The sequence below is a fragment of the Shewanella sp. P1-14-1 genome, from assembly GCF_001401775.1.
GTDB lineage: Bacteria > Pseudomonadota > Gammaproteobacteria > Enterobacterales > Shewanellaceae > Shewanella > Shewanella japonica.
This window is the reverse complement of record NZ_LKTL01000002.1, coordinates 48,306-66,858: the sequence shown is the minus strand read 5'-3', so window position 1 is coordinate 66,858 and position 18,553 is coordinate 48,306. Positions and strand designations below refer to the sequence as shown.

The window sequence follows — 18,553 nt, the reverse complement described above, 5'->3', positions numbered from 1 at the left end:
AAGGAACATTATGAATATTCAATATCTTGATAAAAAACTGAGCCAACGCTCGCTAACTGTTATCGCGATACTGGTGTCAATTTGCTATATCCCCCAAGTATTAGCGGGGCCTGGGCATAACAATGCCGAGAAACCACAACAAAACGATCGCATTACTCTGCAGAATGAAATCACTGATGAGCATAGCAATGCGTTAGTGCTTACTGACCGTCAGCAGCAAATGGCTGGTATCAAAGTGATGAGCTTATCAAGTAGCACATTTAACTTAGATGATGTGGCTACAGCAACCCTCATTGTCGATCGAGATCATACCGTCACCCTAGCGCCACAGTTGGATGTCAGAGTGCTAAAACGTCATGTGGTGCCAGGCCAGTTAGTCAATAAAAATCAAGTTTTACTGACCTTGGGCGGCGCAGCAGTGGCTCAAGCGCAAGCGGATTATATTACCGCAGCAGCTGAGTGGAATAGAGTGAAACAGATGAGTAAAAACACCGTCAGTGAAAGTCGACGATTAGTGGCAAAAGTACAAGCTGAGCTGACTCGTGCCAACCTCGAAGCGCTCAGTATGACGGCATTGCAAATCAATCAATTGATTACCAAGCCTGAGTCCATTGGTCGTTATCAATTATTGGCACCGATCAATGGCCGGGTGCAGCAAGATGTGGCCTTGATAGGTCAGGTTTCTGCTGGTGGAAGCCCGTTAATGCAGTTAACGGACGAGTCACACTTATGGGTCGAAGCTCAGCTTTCTGCTCATCAGGCTGCGGGGATAAATAATGGCGATAAAGCATTAGTCAGAGTCAATGAGATATCCATTGAGGGGACGATTATTGGCCGTTCCCATGAATTGGACTTGGTGACGCGCACAGAGCAAGTATTAGTGAGCATCGATAATAGTGAATACGGTTTACATGCTGGACAATTTGCGGAGTTGTATCTACCAAATAGTCTCGATGGGGGTGTCGTGTTGCCTGATTCAGCGTTAACCCGCAGTAGCGATGGTCATTGGCAAGTGTTTATTCAAGAAGATGATGGGTTTGAAGCTGTTGAAGTTGAAGTGATTGAAAGTCAGCGTGGAATGAATATGGTCAAGGGTATTGAGCCTCGCGTTCATGTGGTGATCAGTGGTGCGTTTTTGTTGGCGTCTGAACTTGCAAAAGCAGGTTTTGATATTCACAACCACTAGGAGCTGAGCATGTTATATAAATTAATCGAAACAGCGGTTAAACACCGATTTGTAGTGGGTTTGGCGTTGCTCGCTATTGTTATTACTAGTGTATTCATGTTGCCAAAGCTGAATTTAGATGCTTTTCCTGACGTGACGAATGTGCAAGTTACTGTGAATACTGAGGCGGAAGGCTTAGCAGCAGAAGAGGTAGAAAAGCTCATTAGTTACCCTGTTGAATCTGCCATGTATGCTTTGCCTGACGTCACAGAAGTTCGCTCGTTGTCACGTACTGGCTTGTCGATTGTGACAGTGGTTTTTGCTGAAGGTACAGATATTTACTTTGCTCGCCAGCAAGTGTTTGAGCAGCTGCAAGCCGCTAAAGAGATGATCCCAGATGGTGTCGGTGTGCCTGAGATTGGGCCGAATACCTCAGGGCTAGGGCAGATTTATCAATATATCTTGCGGGCAACACCTGAATCAGGCGTTGATGCCGCAGAGCTTCGTAGCTTCAATGATTACTTAGTGAAGTTGATTTTAATGCCTGTTGGCGGCGTTACCGAGGTGTTGTCATTTGGCGGTGATGTACGTCAATACCAAGTGAACATCGACCCTAACAAGCTACTCAGTTACCGCCTAACAATGGCACAAGTGACAGAGGCTCTGGAGAGTAATAATCGTAATGCTGGTGGCTGGTTTATGCCCCAAGGACAGGAGCAGCTTGTTGTTCGTGGTTATGGGTTACTGCCTTCAGGTGATGCGGGATTAAGGGCAATAGCACAAATTCCATTAACAGAGGTAGCAGGCACCCCAGTTAGAGTTGCTGATATTGCGCAAGTTGAATATGGCCGTGAAATTCGTGTGGGCGCAGTAACCTTTACCCGTAAAGAGCTAAACCCTGTGAATGGCAAAACAGAAGTTAATGCCATGGGCGAAGTGGTTGCAGGGGTCATTTTAAAACGAATGGGAGCAAATACTAAGGCCACGATTGATGACATTAACGAGCGGGTGAGTTTGATTGAACAGTCACTGCCCACAGGCGTCTCATTTGAGGTGTTTTACGATCAATCAGACTTGGTTAAGCAAGCTGTCACAACGGTTGTCGATGCCTTACTAATGGCATTCGTGTTCATCGTCATTATTCTCGTTTTATTCTTGGTGAATTTGCGGGCGACATTACTGGTGTTGTTATCAATCCCTATTTCAATTGGGTTGGCATTGATGGTGATGTCCTATTACGGTATGTCAGCAAACCTAATGTCACTGGGAGGCTTGGCGGTGGCTATAGGGATGTTAGTTGATGGCTCAGTGGTGATGGTTGAAAACATTTTCAAGCGTTTAACTGAGCATTTTCCTAATAAGCAGACTCAAGATCAACACGCAAAGCATCATGAAAATGGAAACCAAGCTGTTGTTACCCAACAAACAGCGCTGACGGTTACCCAAGTCATTATCGCGGCTAAAGAAGTATGTAGCCCCATCTTCTTTGCGACCGCAATCATCATTGTGGTATTTGCGCCTTTATTTGCTTTAGAAGGCGTTGAGGGAAAAATGTTTCAGCCGATGGCGGTGAGTATTATTCTGGCGATGATGTCAGCTTTATTCGTCGCGCTGATTGCTGTGCCTGCTATGGCTGTGTTTTTATTTAATCGAGGCGTTAGCCTCAAGCACAGCCCAATACTTGCGCTTATTGAGCGGGTCTATCGTCAGCTGCTTGCAAGCACCATAAAGCAACCCGCAATCGTGATGGTGAGTGCTGTGACGTTATTCATAGTCAGTATGATGCTAGTGCCCAAGCTAGGCACAGAGTTTGTGCCAGAACTTGAAGAAGGCACGATTAACTTACGAGTGACTTTAGCGCCAACCGCAAGCTTACAAACCTCATTAGATATCGCCCCAAAAATCGAAGCAATACTGATGGATTTTCCAGAGGTGGAATATGCATTAAGCCGCATTGGCGCACCAGAACTTGGTGGCGATCCTGAGCCTGTGAGTAACATTGAAATCTACATTGGTTTAAAACCAGTTGATGAATGGCAAAGCGCTGATAATCGGTATGAATTACAACATTTAATGGAAGATGAGTTGAACATACTTCCTGGCTTGTTATTCACTTTTTCACAGCCTATCGCCACCCGTGTAGATGAATTGCTTTCAGGGGTTAAAGCACAATTAGCCATTAAAATCTTTGGCCCAGACTTAGCGGTATTATCTGAAAAAGGTCAGCGATTAACGGAGTTGGTTAGCGAGGTTGAAGGCGCTGTTGATGTGTCGCTTGAACAAGTCAGCGGCGAAGCACAATTGGTTATCAGGCCGCTACGTGACCAACTGGCTCGATATGGCTTGAGTGTCGATCAAGTGATGAGCTTGGTAAGCAAAGGTATTGGCGGTGTCAGTGCAGGGCAAGTGATTGATGGTAATGCCCGCTACGATATTAACGTGCGATTAGCTGAGCAGTTCCGCAGTTCGCCAGATGTGCTGCGAGATTTGATTTTGCGCGGCGCTAATGGTGCTCAAGTTCGTTTAGGTGATGTGGCCAAAGTCGGTATAGAAATGGCGCCGCCGAATATTCGTCGCGATGATGTGCAGCGCCGCGTTGTGGTGCAAGCTAATGTATCTGGCCGTGATATGGGCTCGGTTGTAAATGATATTTATGCCATTGTGCCAAAGGCGCAGCTGCCAGCAGGCTATACCGTGGTTGTGGGAGGGCAATATGAAAACCAGCAACGAGCGCAGCACAAGCTGATGCTAGTGGTGCCGGTTTCAATTGGATTAATCGCCTTGTTATTGTTTTTCTCATTCGGCTCACTTAAACAAGTGGGACTTATTATGGCGAATGTGCCGTTAGCGTTAATCGGCGGAGTAGTCGCGCTTTACGTTACTGGGACATACTTGTCAGTGCCAAGCGCTATTGGCTTTATCACCTTATTTGGCGTGGCGGTGCTTAACGGTGTGGTGCTGGTGGATGCCATTAATCAGCGGCGAGAAGAACACAATCAATCTGAATCACTGCAAACCAGCGTGTTTGAAGGCACTATTGGCCGATTGCGCCCTGTGTTGATGACGGCATTAACTTCAGCATTAGGAGTTATCCCAATACTACTGTCATCGGGTGTCGGCAGTGAAATCCAGCAACCATTAGCGATAGTGATTATTGGCGGTTTATTTAGCTCGACAGCATTAACGCTGTTGGTATTGCCGACTATGTATTTGTGGTTGTATCGAGAAAAATAATTTAATGAGATAAAACCCAATAAAATTAGGTTTTATCTCAGTTTAATTAAACCATTTAATAAATATGGGTACTAAAAAAACTAAAACATTTAATTTACATTTGTATTTTTTTGTGTATTTTATATAAAAAATTTTACATGGATGTGTTTAAATAATATGCAACTACGATGGATCGTTGGGTTTTTCCTATTCTTTATTTCTAGTTTTTCATTCGCAAACTCTAATTCAGACTATCAAGGCTTTGAAGTCTATAATGATAGTGATGGAAATATCATTCTTAGAGTCCCTTCTAAATTTGTTTTGATTGCATCTGAAATAAATATTCCTTTAAATATTACACCAAAGAACGGTGTATTTAAGCTAGTTCAGTCTGGTAATAATTGGGTATTAGAACCAATTACTCAACAACAGTTTCAAGTATTAACATTAACGGATGCCTCTCATTTAAATATTGAATATCATGATATCGATGGTGATGGGGTTAACGATCTGATCATAAGAGATGTTAGTGGTAATCGTGATAGTTTTATTGTTTCAAACTTAACTGGTACTGCTAATGTAGATGCATATAGCTTGAGTCGAAATAAAATTGACTTATCTCAAGGGGAACCCTTAACTTTTACAGATATCAATAACGATGGTATTAAAGATATCGTTTTAGATTACAATTCAGCGAGTCAAGTTACTTATTTAGGTTCTAGGTCTGGGAAGCTCGTTAATACCTCTGGCAGCGAATCATTTACCAACCCTGGAAATGTTATTGGGCTCAGTGCAGGTCAGTTTAAAGTGACTGAATCTGGCGCTGCGACTTACAATATTCCTTTATCCTTACCTTCAGCTACGGCAGGTGTCGTACCTCAAGTCGCTTTATCATATAGCAGTCAAGGTGGTGAGGGTATATTGGGAATGGGCTGGAATATTTCTGGGCTATCAGCAATATCACGTTGTCCTAAGAATATTGCCATTGATACAAAAATTGACGGTTTAAAATATAATTCAAGTGATGCACTTTGTTTTAATGGGCAGCGATTAATATTAAATAATAATAGCTCTGATGAATATCATACAGAGATCGATAATTTCTCTGTTATTAAGGCGTTCAGCAATAGCAAAGGGCCACAATATTTTACCGTCACAACAAAAGCGAATGAAATACATTACTACGGTAAAGCACCGCTAATAACGTCTTCTACCGATGCTTATGTAGAAAGAGGCGGTTTTGCTGCTAACTCTGAAGCAAAGTTATGGGCACTTAAAGCTATAGTTGATAATAAAGGTAATTACATACGCTATGACTATGAAAAAGATATCAATAAAGGCAGTCATTTATTAAAAAATATTGCTTATGGTGGCAATGTTACCTTAGGAAAATCGAACTATAACAAAGTTGAATTTATATACACAGATGTAGCGCGTTCAGTAGAAGGGTATGCAAATGGTGGCATACTGACTAATAATAAAAGACTAACTCAAATCAAAGTGAAACAAGATTCAGACATTTTTCGATCTTATGATTTTACTTGGTTATTAACTGATATCCCAGAAGAACGCAATTATGTTACTGGAATTCAAGAGTGTTTCGACGAGTCAAATACCGATTGTTTGCCAGCAACTAAATTTGAGTACGAGCAACCTACAAGAAAAAATTCGGCGCCATCCTATGCACTTTGTGAAAGTGAGCTAGGGGACACAGTTTGCCGAACTGTTTCTTATTGTGATTCTACGGATAATCAGTATCAAACTTGGTGTAAAATCACCAATAACACGGCTAATTTTACTCCTTTTGAAAGCGTTACACATAATGCCGCTGTGACCAATGGCGACAGATTCTATGCTCAAGTTTTAGATTTCAACGGTGACGGCTATGCCGATATGTTGTTTCAAAAAGACAGTAGATGGCATTTTTATACTACAGATTGGAAAGTCACGCCCACTGAATCAACTGCTTCAATTCCGACAAAATATCGTAATAACTATCTAAGTGACGAGAACATTGCACGAACGATTAAAACCAGTGCTATTACCAATAGAACACAAAAGATATCCAATGCCAGTATAGGCGAAAAAGGTTATGCAAAAGTTATTGATTATAATGGCGATGGTAAACAAGACTTACTCATTCCGCACAAATCTGGCAATTGGCACGTCATTAGTTCTGAGCCTAGTACAGAGGAGGAAGAACATTGTGAACCAGAGCCTAATAACAGACTGTTATGTGAAACATTTAACGTAAGCTACGATTTCACCTATAAATCTTTAGGTCGATCTTCTACTGAATATGAAAATACTGTCGTTGCTGACGTAGATGGCGATGGTCTACAAGATATTGTATTTAAAGTAAATGGTGCCCTGAAGTATTACCATAACCAAGGTGGCTCATTCTCTGCTGCGAAAAATATTACGCTAGTGTTACCTTCAAGCTTTAGTGGTGCGACTGCATCGCAAACTTACGGTCATAACATAGTGTCTACTTCCGCCAATCTCAAAAACTCAGCCATGATCGATATTAATGGTGATGGATTGACTGATATTGTGATGCGTGTGCTTAAAGTTACGGAGCCTGAATTTGATCCTGGTTGTGGGATGAACCCGCTATCAATAGCTTCAAGTTCACAACCAAGTGCTGAGACTCAAGCTATAGATTGTGACAGAACAGTTACAAGAACCTATAGAACATATGCATTTATAGCGTCAGTTGATAATGGTCAAGTTAAATATAATGCGACCAATAGCCCTGTTCTAGGTAGTACATTAAAAGCATTAAGGGCTGCAGATTTTAATGGTGATGGCTTAACTGATATTGCGTATATCAGCAGCGATACTTGGCATTATAGATTATCTAAAGGTAACGGTACCTTCACGTCCGCCAAAGTACTGACAGGGATAGAAGCTAAAACAGAAAGTGTCTACAACCGTCATCAGTTTGCTGATATTGATGCCGATGGCCGTACCGACATTCTCGCTGCCACCAAAACAAAGTCATATAGCATCTTTTTATCTGCGCCAAGTGCAACCTCTGAAAGCGCCAACTTTATTTGGCGTGGTGCTATCAATGTGGGCACCAGTAATACACCAACCAATACTGCCATACGCCTTGCTGATGTTGATGGTGATGCAAAAATGGATTTATTGACCTCGTCATCTAGTTCGGGATATTGGAAAGTTCAAAAAGCGTTCCGCCCTTATATTAAAGAACATGTATTAAAGAAAATTACTAATGGATTTGGCGTTGAAACTAATATTGCTTATGCGCCATTAAACAGCGGTATACCGTTAATTAATATTAACTCATCTCAAAACACTAATGCCCAAGATTATATAACGCCAGTAGCAGGCATGTATGTGGTAACAGAAGCGGCAACTCAGTCAACCAATACTGATTCTGTATTAGTGCAGTATGCCTATGGTGGACCGTTAGCCCATAAAAAAGGTCGTGGCTTTTTAGGGTTTGAAACAGTGCAAACAACAGATCCTCAATCAGGTGTTATCACTACGACTCAGTTCCATCAGAAGTTCCCATTAACGGGAATGCCAATATCAACCACTCGTAAATATAAAGATAATCTGTTAAGCACTGCTGAAAACACATACACACAGGCGACGAGTAGTAATGGTGGTATACAGGTCTACCTTAAAACGTCAAAAGAAGAAAGCTATAGTCTAGATTTATCTACAGACGGTAAAACAGTAAGAAATCCCAAAAAGGTCAGTGAAACGTTAACGACCAATACGCATGATTCATGGAATAACTTAACAAAAAGTGTTGTTGACATAAAAACGGCTTCTGGTGCTCTGGTCCATAAAACGACGACAACCAATTCTTACACATCAAGTGCCTATAATCAGATTAGTGCAGCCGCATTAGTATTATCGAGGAGTCATAATCAGAAGGCTGAGCAATCAGGTAGCCAACCAGATGCAAAACGCTTTGGTCGACTGTATACAACAGCGGTGACGAAAACACGTTATCAAAATACTGATGGTGCTAATGGTAAAACGCAAACTCGCAACACTAAGTTTAGCTACTATCCAAACGGTATGTTAAGAGAGTCAAATGTAAATGGGCTTACCACAGCATTTTTCTACGATAAATACGGTAATAAAGTCGCCGAGCAAACCTACGGTAAACATAATGCCACGAGCTACCAAAAACGTGGCCAATACTGGTTTTATGATAGTCGGGGTCAATACCTTGCCAGTCAGATGAACCAAAACGGTCAGTCAGAAACGTACCTATATAATGGCAAGTCAGGCAGTACAGCAACCCTTGGCCGTATTTACAGTAAAACAACCACAGGGCCGAACAAATTAGCCTCGACCAGTTATTTTGACATTCAAGGACAAGTAGCACGACAAGTCTTAGCTGACGGTAACTTTACCGAGAGTCGTCGAAGCTTGTGCTCAAGTTGTGTTAACAACTTCATCACAGAAATCACCAGTGCTAGCAATAAGCCGCAATCAGTTAAGTACTTTGATAAATTTGGTCGCCAGCGTGAACAGCGGGCGATGGGCTTTGATGGTAGCTGGATTGTTACAGCATCAACTTACGATAAATTGGGCAGAGTGACTCATCAAACAGTGCCTAAATATGACAGTGCCTCAAGCGTTAAATCACAGCAGTTTTATGATGCTTTGGGACGAGTATACAAACAAACTAAGTTAACAGAGTCAGGTACTGCGACAGTATCAAATATCATTAATGGCTTAGTCACGACATCTTATGATGAAAACGGTCAGCCATATAAAGAAACACGCAGCGCCGATGGATTATTGATTGAGCGAACTGACCCAAATAACCAAGTCATTTATTACTATTATGATGCTTTTGGTAATACCCGTAAGGTTACGACTAAAGCAAAAGATAAAAATAATGCTTGGAAAACCCAATCAATCACTACTGACTTCGATGCCTATGGTAGAAAAGCGGCAACAATTGATCCCGATAAAGGCAATTGGACATATACCTATAATGCGTTTGGCGAGTTACTAACGCAAACAGATGCAAAGCAACAGGTTACGATCACTGAATACGATGCCATGGGACGCATGTTGTGGCGTAAAGATGATACCAATTTATCCTGTTGGGGTTATGGTAACAGTACAAGCCAACACAATGTGGGTAAGCCTACTTGGGTTAAAACCTGGGCGAATCAAACTAATTGCGCGACTTCTGCTGCGGTTCTCAGTAGTGAACACTATTTTTACGACCACTATGGACGCCCAAATCAAACAGACTTTAATGTTGATGGCAGCAGTTATAGCACTAAGACAGAATATAATGCCAAAGGCCAAGTAAGCCGCCAGCATTATCCTTCAAATAACGGAACCTTTTACGTTAATTTTTATTATAACGCTAACAACTACCTTTATTTACAAAAAGACAGTAGTAATCGAAATTTACGTCGCATTACGGAAATGGATGTATTTGGCAATATCACCAAACAAACATTTGCAAACGGAACATCTGAAGAAAAAGGCTTTAATAGTCGCACTGGCCGCATCAGTCATATTGATGTAGCCAAAGGCACTCGCGATATCCACACCTTAAGTTATGGTGAGTTTGACGCAAAAGGTAATGTTGAGTTTAGAGCTCATAGCTATTTTAATAGTACGGGTGGGCAAACATTATCTTTTAATGAAACCTTTACCTACGACAAACTAAATCGTATTGAAACCCGCGACTTAAGTGTTGGAGGTGGTAGCCTAACCGGTTATAGCTATGATGAGCAGTATGCTTATGACGGCTTTGGTAATATTAAAAGTCGTAAAGGTTATTCTGGTGGCAGTTATTCTAAAAACTTAGCCAGTTACGATTATTTACAATCAGTAAGCGTAAATAGATTAAATAGCGCGACTGTTGATGGTAAAACCTACAGTAAATTTGTATATGATGATAACGGCAATATCACCTCAGATGGCCGCCGTAACTTTACTTACAATGCTTTCGATAAAGCCAGCCGTATAAAATCGGGTAGCCAATATACGGATTATCAATATAACCATAATCGCGCAGTATTAAGTAGAACGGATTACCGTCAAGAAGGCAGTGATTGGAAAACGTTCCATACTGATTACGTGGGTTCCATTTACCAACAGGAAAAACGTTATAAGGGTAGCCAACTAGAAAACACCCGTCATAAATATTTAATCGGCAATATTATGGTGGTAAGAAATCACAATACCACCTTAGGCAAGAGTGAAGAGGTGCAGTATCAGCATACTGACCATCAAGGCTCTATTCTTTCAATAACCAATCAGTCAGGCGCTGTACTGGAACAGTATTTTTATACTGCTTTTGGTAAGCCGATGAAGCTCGCAGGCTCGAGCCTTATTCAAGCGATTACCCCAATGGCGCGGGGTTATACTGGCCATGAAATGCTGCCGAATATGGATATTATTCAAATGGGAGGGCGTATTTACGACCCAACCTTAGCGCGCTTCATGCAAGCCGACCCTTTTATACAAGCGCCGACTAACCTGCAAAACTATAACCGCTACAGTTATGTGCTTAATAACCCGCTGACTTATACCGATCCAAGTGGCTACTTCTTTAAAAAATTATTAAAAGGGATAATGAAAATAACCGGAGTATGGTATATCCATCAAGCGATTAACAGTATTCCAATTTTAAATAGTATTATAAGTGCAGCATTAAACTTTATACCCGGCTGCCAAGTTTGGTGTTCTGCTTTGTATAACGGCATGTCCACCTTCGTCTCTACAGGCAGCTTAACAGCTGGTTTGAAGTCTGGAGTGATAAGCGCTGCTTCTGGCTATGCTTTGCAAGGTATAGGCGGGGATGCATTTTGGGGAGAAGCTGGCTCTGTTCAAAATATCGTAGCTAACGGCATGGTTGGTGGTATTAGCGCAGAGCTACAAGGCGGTAATTTTGGTAATGGATTTATTGCCGCTGGTGTAACATCGGCATTTAAGCCATTGGTGAATAAAATTGGTAATGGTGAAGTTAATTACCGTGCAGCTCGAGTCGCTACCGCAGCTATCATCGGTGGCACAGCTTCTAAAATCAGTGGTGGTAAATTTGCAAATGGAGCAATTACTGGTGCTTTTGTCCAGATGTTTAATGGTGAGCACAGATTATCAAAGGACAAGAGAATGGAAAAGTTGACAAATAAATTCAGGTCAGAAGGAATTAGAGACACTGATATTTTAGAGGCGAATGACATACTACGTGGAATGGACGTGGCTGATTTTAAAAAACTATTCCCTGAGTATGGTAATGAACATCGAGCCTATTCAGTGGGTAGGCTCACTTCGCTTCAAGATAGTTTTTTAAATGATAAAGCTTTGCAAAGTGCTCTATCTATTGGTAAAGGATATGGTGAAGCGACGGTGAAAATAGGACTTTCCAGTGCTTTAGGTGCTAGCTCAATTGTTAGGGACGCATTTACTGAGTATTTACAGTTTGGATTGTCAAATTTGCCAACAAATATAAAAAGTGAATATATTATAAGGCAATATGGTGAGGCTTATTATGGTTTTTAAAAAAATCCTGCTTTTAATGTTATTAATCCCTCCTGTTTATGCAGGTAATACAATTTTTATTTTTAATAAGTCATTACCATTATATGACGGGGTTGAAATAAGGCCAATTTTAGACAGTGAAGGAATTTCAAGTGTAAGAGGTTATGTCGGAAATTCAAGCGCAGAGTTTAATGTGACGAATGATCACGATGGTTGTGATGATAGTATAAATCCCGTTTATACTAAAAATCATATTTTAGATGATGATTATGTTATTTTTGAAAAAAAAATAACAATAAAAATAAATGAAGAGTTAGTGGTTGATAACTTTATACTAACTGACTGTAAAGTTAGTGTTCAATTTTTTGATAACGACACTATGTTGCAGAGGTGGTTGGGAGTTTTGAAAAGAAAATAAGGAATAAGTGGGGTCAGAGTAAGCTTAACAATAAGTGAGGTCACAATAAGTGGGGTCAGAGTACACTTAATGTTAGTGCCTCTCTCCACTTGCAGCTTTAATAAAAAGTGAGTTTATCGCTTTGTAATAAATATGGAGTAAGCCTAAGTAATCGTTTGGGCTGTGGAATCCATACAATCTCTTTCAAGGAATGAACTGTTAATAATGAACAAGATAATACTGATGTTTTCGATATTTTTTCACCATTAATTATGGCGAATGGTCATGTGGATAAATCGACTGTTGAATATGTTCGTGTGGATGTTTCTGGCAAAGGGATTGTTAAGTTCACTAAAAAGTTAACCAACTCCCCTGCAGGGTGTGGTAATGGCCATCCGCAGCACTTGTCGTTTAATACGAATACTGCTGCAGGTAGAGCAATAATGAGTATAGCGTTAACAGCACATGCATCGGGGAAAACTATTTCAGCAAGGGGAACTGGCGGTTGTGGTCATTATGGAACCGTCGAAACTTGGAGTTGGGGTTTAGTGAATAAATAAATTGACCAATTTACCATTGTTGAATGTTAGTTATCGCGATTAAACACAATAATAAAATGGATTTTTACATGTATAAAATAATGAGTGTATGCGTATTGCTTGCAAGTTTTTTGGCAAGTGATGCATATGCAATACGCTATGATATAACCGCAGATATTGGCCAAATTAGATATCATGATGTTGATAATACGATGGCAAGTAGTTGGCGTGGTGATATGTGGTTTTCGTTATCAAACCCCAATCAGCAACCAAATTGTAAAAAGTATTCGGGTAAGTACGCGATTTCTGTGTCAAAAGGTAATGAAACTGCTATTTCAATGATATTGGCTGCCAAAATGTCAAGTAGCAAAGTGATAGTTACAATTGATGATGAAGTAAAACGCGCAGGATCAGTATATTGCCAGTTGCAATATATTACGATTAAGTAAGTTTGATTAAGTCAGTGGCTCCTTTTTTATAAAACATGGATGTATTTAAAAATATGTTACGTATAACGATAACTATCATTTTCTTGCTCTGCTTTTTATCCGTTTCGGCTGAGGCAAATACCACAGCAAAAATCACTAAAATTCTGATGTACGAACAAGGTGACATTATTTATGTATACCCTGAAGGTGGGGTGCAGAATCCACCTAGTTGCCATGGCTCAAATGGTGATTATCTCAGTTATAAAATGAGTAGGCCTATGGCGAAAGAGTACTTCAGCATGTTGATGCTTGCCTTTGCAGCCCAAAAAACGGTTGCATTTAGAACAGAAGGGCAATGTTTAGATCAGTCGGTGTCAGAAACAATTCGTTATTTTACTGTTTATAGATAATTGAGCTATTAAATACGCCTCCAAGGATGATTGACATGCGTTTAAAACAGCTAGCCGTAATGGTCGCTCTAGTTGTAATTTCTTTTACTGCCAATGCAACTAAATACACTTGCTCAGGTTTAGTGAAAGGCTTATCTGTGTCACCGCAAAATGGTTTGGTGCTCGCAGAGAGAATAGGGGAGCTACAATGGCCACGATTATGTTCTATTTCAGAAGATGTGGCTGGTATACCTGCCGATAATTGTAAATTGATTTATTCCACATTACTTGCCGCGCAATTATCTAATAAAACAGTGACCATTTGGTTTAACGACAGTAAAGACTGCAGCGCAACCAGTCATCCTGCTTGGGAAGAATTAACTGGCTGGTATTTTGGCCCGCGGGTTAATGATTAGTTTTTAATAAAAATAATAAAGGAATAGCTATGAAACCATGGATGATGAAGTTAATTTTTTTTGTTTTTGTCGGTTTGCCATTTTCAACCTCTGCAGCATTTAATTGCTCGGTCGATGTATCACGTGTACTTATTTACGGAAACGGCTCAGTTAATATACTCCATACAGGTAGAGGTGATTATACCAACATTTGTAATTTAAATAATGATTGGAAAGGTGTGAATGTAACCACGTGTGCGATGTGGACTGGCATGCTGCAAAGTATCAAGCAAAATAATGGTAAAGCAATATTTTATTATGGCGGTGAAGGCAGCTGTTCTACTTTACCTACCTATGGTGTCGCTCCTGCACCAGTTTATATTGGCCAAATCTGATAAGGAACTATTAGTCAATATAAAAAGTTCAAATCCTATATTTTTATAAGGTTACTACTAATGAAAATACTTGTTAATTTTTCACTAACGATATTGTTTTTTTTAGCTTTTGAAGCGCAAGCAAGAGTTGATTGTCCTATTGCAAAAGTTATCAATATTCAAATAGAGGGCTCAAAAATAATGTACCTTCAAGAAGGCGCAAGTTGGAGGACGCTTGGGTATATTACAGAAGCGGGCACTAATGAACGTTATTCAGCTTTACTAGCAGCACAAATGGCGAGCAAAAGAGTCATTGTTGGTTATAAAGATAATAATTATGACTGCTCCAAAACTAATTATGGGACATCAGCTTATATTATTAGAACTTATAATGATTAGTTATATGAAGAAGATTATGAGTATGTGGAACACTATATGAAAATGGTAATTGCTTTTATTATTTCGGCTTGTTTTTTATATGCAGGTTGCTGTCAGTCTAAAGGGTGGAGTAAAACAGAGAAAATTGAAAAAGTAGCTTTTCAAACAGGTGGTTTTTTCTTGTATGCAGATGACTGGGAAAATCCGAATCAATGCTCTAAAGATAATGCCGTTGTGTTACTTGATACTGATAGAAATTATGATAAAGCATACAGTTTATTATTAACGGCTTATGCATCAGGCAAAAAAGTAACGGGGTATTCGGATGGTTGTGTCAACTTTGATGGTCAAACATATAATACGATAAGAGGTTTTAAATACTTGATTGTTGAATAATCCAGTATTAAATAAATGATGAAGATACTTATTACGATTTTTATTATCTTGCTATGTTTTTTTCATTCAAATGTTTCATTTGCCATCAGTGATGCCGTAGATGCAAAGGTTGTGTCTGTGCGTGTTGATCGAGATGGAAAAGGAATAGTGATTTTCGATAGGGATTTAAAAGGCACACGTCCTAATTGTGTTTCAGGTGGATATTCGAGGCACTTATCCTTTAATTCTTCCCAGGATGGTGGTAAGTCAATAATGAGCTTAGCGCTAACCGCACAAGTTTCAGGGAAAAAGATTAGGGCAAGAGGGACGGGGAGTTGTCATGATTATGGCTCAGTTGAATCTTGGTTATGGGGTTGGACAGTTAATTAGTACTTTAACTATATTTATTTAGGATTACACCGTGAAATATTTGCTTTTGTTTTTAATTATTTTTACGCCTTTAGTTCAAGCTAATTGTGTGCCGCATGGTTGCTTTGGGGTTGAAGTTGAAAAATTATATATCAAAGCATCGGGGATGGTGTATATAGCAACTTCGGGTGATGAAACGCTAATGGATTGTTCCGCAGTATCTGGTGTATACAGCACTTTAAGTCCAACAGACCCAGGTATTAATCGGATCTATTCTACTTTATTAGCAGCTCAGATGGCTGGCAAAAAAGTTTCAGTGAGAACTGTAAATAGCTCTAATGTATGCCAAATATCTTATGTGACAATTGACAAACAATAACAATGCTCTTTCAGCTAAAAACAAGGAACGTTAATGCGATATATAATTCTTTTGTGTCTCACCCTTTTGGTGTTACCTAATGCGGCAATATCAAAAAGATATTGGCCTAGCACTACATTAACGGATTGGTCTTTAAGTTTAAATAATGGTGTTGCCTATATCTCATCTCCTCAATTCCCTGAACATTGCAGTTATAGCCGCGGGCAAATCAATATGAGTGGCACTGAATTTGATCGTGCGCAATATGCTTATGCGCTTGCCGCAAAAGCTAAAGGTAAGAGTTTGAGATATGTTATTGATGATACTCATTCTACTTGCGTTATTTCAGGTTTATCCGAAGTAAATTAGTCATGGACGATTGTAGATTTGAAAAAGTTATTTTTTATTGGGTTAATGTTGATGAGTTCAAACGGTTTTGCTGCATCAGGATGGTCAGGTGCAGCAACGATTGAATCGATGTATTTAGTTAATGAAGACCAGATTGTCATTAAGCTATCAAGTTTTAATAATGTTACTGGTTGTTCTTTTAGCCCTGATGGACAAGTTATGGTTAGGCCATCTAGTCAAAAAGTTTCCTATTCTATGATTTTATCGGCGTTTATGGCTGGCAAGAAAGTTAATTTTTATTTGTTCGGTGAATGCCAGACAACTCATTGGGCTGATGTCAGTTTTGCCTCTTTTGGACATTTAAAAGTGGTCCATTAAATCAAACGGAAATTGTATGTGGAAAAGAAATGTTGTTATCACGTTTAGTTTGTTTATTTTATTTTGTTCAAACTCTTTTGCCGAATCTTTTTCGGGGAAGGTTACAAGAATTAATTTGTACGGCGGTGATTGGGGAAATAGTTGGAAAGGGGGCATGCTATATAAATTAGATAAAATGCCTGCAGGAGTAACCTACTTTACTGTCAGACAATCTGATGTGGCATTTGATAATTTTTACTCTGCATTACTCGCTGCTCAACACGCTAAAAGTAAAATTGTTATTACCTATGATCCCAAAGCGATTGATGCCTATGGTTATGTTACTACTCTATCCATTACTAGTATTTCCGATTGATTTACTTATCAGGCCGTTACGTATTTGGTAAACAAATACAGAGCTTATCAAATATTAAATTCACACATAATACAGCGTGGTTTTATTCAATGTTAAAATTTTCAACTTTTATGATTTTATTGAGCTCTATTAATCTTGCTTATGCTGGTGGTTGGGCTACTCCCGCTGTGCCTACTCATATTGAAATCGAAAGGGGAGGTGGCTTCTTCGTTTTAGGTGCTTTTGGTAATGCTGGGAATTGCACTAAATCGAATAGTTTTTATGTGAAGGTCGATCACCCACAGTATGACAAAATATATTCAACTGTATTAGCCGCTTATATGGCAGGTAAAAAAGTGAAGCCTTATATTCATAGTTGTCTACCTGTTACTTGGCATTCAGTCTCTAGTGTTACTTATAACACTATGACAAAGTCAGGTGCTTTATATATTCACGATTAACACTTAATAATTTGTGTACCAATTTATTATTACGTTACGAGTAGGGAAGCATGACATCTATTGCGTTTAGAGCTTTATTTTTCACCATTTTATTAACTGTATGCAAATTTGCGACTGCAGGAAGTACTTGGGCATCAGGAAAAATCACTTCATTACTTGCATCTGGTGCGGAACCAGCAATTAGATTAGCGGGTAATATATCACCCGAAGATTGTAGTGGAGGCAAGTATGGCTGGCTATATTTTGAAGGCTCAGCAGAGGAAAAGAATAGGGTTTATGCCACAGCGTTAGCTATGTCACTGTCGAATAAGACTGTTACTGTTTATACCAATGGAGGCGGTCAAAGGTGCAGAATTAGTAATATTCAAATTACTTCAGGGCTAGGATGATGAAATACTTACTTTTTGCATTGGCTTTATTTCTCCCATATTGGACCGTTAATGCTGCTGATATTGCATTCGGTAAAGTGATAGGTGTTAAGCATTATGATTTTAATAACGTTAAAGTTATTAAAGTCTATTTTTCTAAAGAGTCTACTCATCAAACGACTGAAATGTGCAATGGTGTTGGTACCATAACTCAAACAAAACATTCAGAGCAGGTTGTCAGCCAAATGCAGAGTATTGCTATGGCGGGGTACCTTTCTGGGTCAAAAGTTAGAGCATACTCTGAAAGTAATGATAGTTGCGAAATCGATCTAATTAGTCTACAAGAACGCTACTTTTAGCCATTAATGGATAAGTATTCGCGCGGTAAGAAGCAAAGGAATGTCAAATGAGAAAATTTTTATTATTAATAGCATTAATGCTACTGAGTCATCATGTTCTAGCAAAAAGTCCCAGTTGTTATAGTAGCCATAATGGTTATTGCCAGTATGAGGGGCAAGTACGAACTATTTATGTAAATTCTAGTGGGTTAATTTTATTGTATTTTGATGTAGCAATAGACCCCAGCGATGCAAGTGTTGCCAATGTCTCTATTTCCCATGGAAATGCTGGTGCGATTCGCATAAGTGATAACCCAGACTTTGCTAACTTTTTTTATTCAACAGCGTTAGCTGCTCAAGCGAGTAAGCGTCCTGTGACTTTGCAAATGCGAGGCTCGATTAGTGGTTATTTAAAAATGGACAGAATTTGGCTGAAGGAGTAG

Annotated in this window: 20 protein-coding genes; all 20 read left to right on the top strand. The window is 39.6% G+C overall.

Annotated elements, in window-relative coordinates; translation table 11 throughout:
• The first annotated feature begins 10 nt into the window (after positions 1-10).
• The 20 genes from AN944_RS01425 to AN944_RS01330 all read left to right on the top strand — a co-directional run bounded on the left by AN944_RS01425 (position 11) and on the right by AN944_RS01330 (position 18,553).
• Entirely contained in the window at positions 11-1,186 is a 1,176-nt protein-coding gene (locus AN944_RS01425; protein WP_055022798.1) for an efflux RND transporter periplasmic adaptor subunit, read from the top strand.
• Between the two features lie 9 nt (positions 1,187-1,195).
• Positions 1,196-4,399, top strand: a complete 3,204-nt coding sequence (locus AN944_RS01420) for an efflux RND transporter permease subunit (RefSeq protein ID WP_055022797.1) — start codon at positions 1,196-1,198, stop codon at positions 4,397-4,399.
• A gap of 156 nt (positions 4,400-4,555) precedes the next feature.
• Entirely contained in the window at positions 4,556-11,902 is a 7,347-nt protein-coding gene (locus AN944_RS01415) for a toxin TcdB middle/N-terminal domain-containing protein (protein ID WP_055022796.1), read from the top strand.
• Positions 11,892-12,299: a hypothetical protein gene (locus AN944_RS01410; RefSeq protein WP_055022795.1), complete on the top strand. Its 408-nt coding sequence runs from the start codon at positions 11,892-11,894 to the stop codon at positions 12,297-12,299. The genes AN944_RS01415 and AN944_RS01410 overlap by 11 nt, the downstream gene beginning before the upstream one ends.
• Before the next feature lie 266 nt (positions 12,300-12,565).
• Entirely contained in the window at positions 12,566-12,838 is a 273-nt protein-coding gene (locus AN944_RS01405) for a hypothetical protein (protein WP_055022794.1), read from the top strand.
• A gap of 68 nt (positions 12,839-12,906) precedes the next feature.
• The gene (locus AN944_RS01400; RefSeq protein WP_055022793.1) at positions 12,907-13,266 is read left to right on the top strand and encodes a hypothetical protein; all 360 of its coding nucleotides are present in this window, start codon (positions 12,907-12,909) and stop codon (positions 13,264-13,266) included.
• Positions 13,267-13,319: 53 nt separating this feature from the next.
• Positions 13,320-13,655: a hypothetical protein gene (locus AN944_RS01395; RefSeq protein WP_055022792.1), complete on the top strand. Its 336-nt coding sequence runs from the start codon at positions 13,320-13,322 to the stop codon at positions 13,653-13,655.
• Positions 13,656-13,690: 35 nt separating this feature from the next.
• Positions 13,691-14,050, top strand: a complete 360-nt coding sequence (locus AN944_RS01390) for a hypothetical protein (protein WP_055022791.1) — start codon at positions 13,691-13,693, stop codon at positions 14,048-14,050.
• Positions 14,051-14,079: 29 nt separating this feature from the next.
• Positions 14,080-14,424 carry a hypothetical protein gene (locus tag AN944_RS01385; RefSeq protein ID WP_235530826.1) on the top strand — a complete coding sequence of 115 codons (345 nt, stop codon included), beginning with the start codon at positions 14,080-14,082 and terminating at the stop codon, positions 14,422-14,424.
• 60 nt (positions 14,425-14,484) lie between these two features.
• Positions 14,485-14,802: a hypothetical protein gene (locus AN944_RS01380; protein WP_055022790.1), complete on the top strand. Its 318-nt coding sequence runs from the start codon at positions 14,485-14,487 to the stop codon at positions 14,800-14,802.
• A 36-nt stretch (positions 14,803-14,838) separates the two neighbouring features.
• A complete protein-coding gene (locus AN944_RS01375) occupies positions 14,839-15,177 on the top strand; it encodes a hypothetical protein (RefSeq protein WP_055022789.1) in 339 nt (112 codons plus the stop codon).
• Positions 15,178-15,294: 117 nt separating this feature from the next.
• Positions 15,295-15,546, top strand: a complete 252-nt coding sequence (locus AN944_RS01370; protein ID WP_160319066.1) for a hypothetical protein — start codon at positions 15,295-15,297, stop codon at positions 15,544-15,546.
• A 31-nt stretch (positions 15,547-15,577) separates the two neighbouring features.
• Positions 15,578-15,904: a hypothetical protein gene (locus AN944_RS01365; protein ID WP_055022787.1), complete on the top strand. Its 327-nt coding sequence runs from the start codon at positions 15,578-15,580 to the stop codon at positions 15,902-15,904.
• A 33-nt stretch (positions 15,905-15,937) separates the two neighbouring features.
• Positions 15,938-16,252, top strand: a complete 315-nt coding sequence (locus AN944_RS01360; RefSeq protein ID WP_055022786.1) for a hypothetical protein — start codon at positions 15,938-15,940, stop codon at positions 16,250-16,252.
• Between the two features lie 18 nt (positions 16,253-16,270).
• Positions 16,271-16,609: a hypothetical protein gene (locus AN944_RS01355; protein ID WP_055022785.1), complete on the top strand. Its 339-nt coding sequence runs from the start codon at positions 16,271-16,273 to the stop codon at positions 16,607-16,609.
• Between the two features lie 16 nt (positions 16,610-16,625).
• A complete protein-coding gene (locus AN944_RS01350) occupies positions 16,626-16,964 on the top strand; it encodes a hypothetical protein (RefSeq protein WP_055022784.1) in 339 nt (112 codons plus the stop codon).
• Between the two features lie 89 nt (positions 16,965-17,053).
• A complete protein-coding gene (locus AN944_RS01345) occupies positions 17,054-17,404 on the top strand; it encodes a hypothetical protein (RefSeq protein ID WP_055022963.1) in 351 nt (116 codons plus the stop codon).
• Positions 17,405-17,454: 50 nt separating this feature from the next.
• Positions 17,455-17,793, top strand: a complete 339-nt coding sequence (locus tag AN944_RS01340; RefSeq protein WP_055022783.1) for a hypothetical protein — start codon at positions 17,455-17,457, stop codon at positions 17,791-17,793.
• Positions 17,793-18,131, top strand: coding sequence for a hypothetical protein (locus AN944_RS01335; protein ID WP_055022782.1), 339 nt, complete (start codon positions 17,793-17,795; stop codon positions 18,129-18,131). The genes AN944_RS01340 and AN944_RS01335 overlap by 1 nt, the downstream gene beginning before the upstream one ends.
• Positions 18,132-18,178: 47 nt before the next feature.
• The gene (locus AN944_RS01330; protein WP_055022781.1) at positions 18,179-18,553 is read left to right on the top strand and encodes a hypothetical protein; all 375 of its coding nucleotides are present in this window, start codon (positions 18,179-18,181) and stop codon (positions 18,551-18,553) included.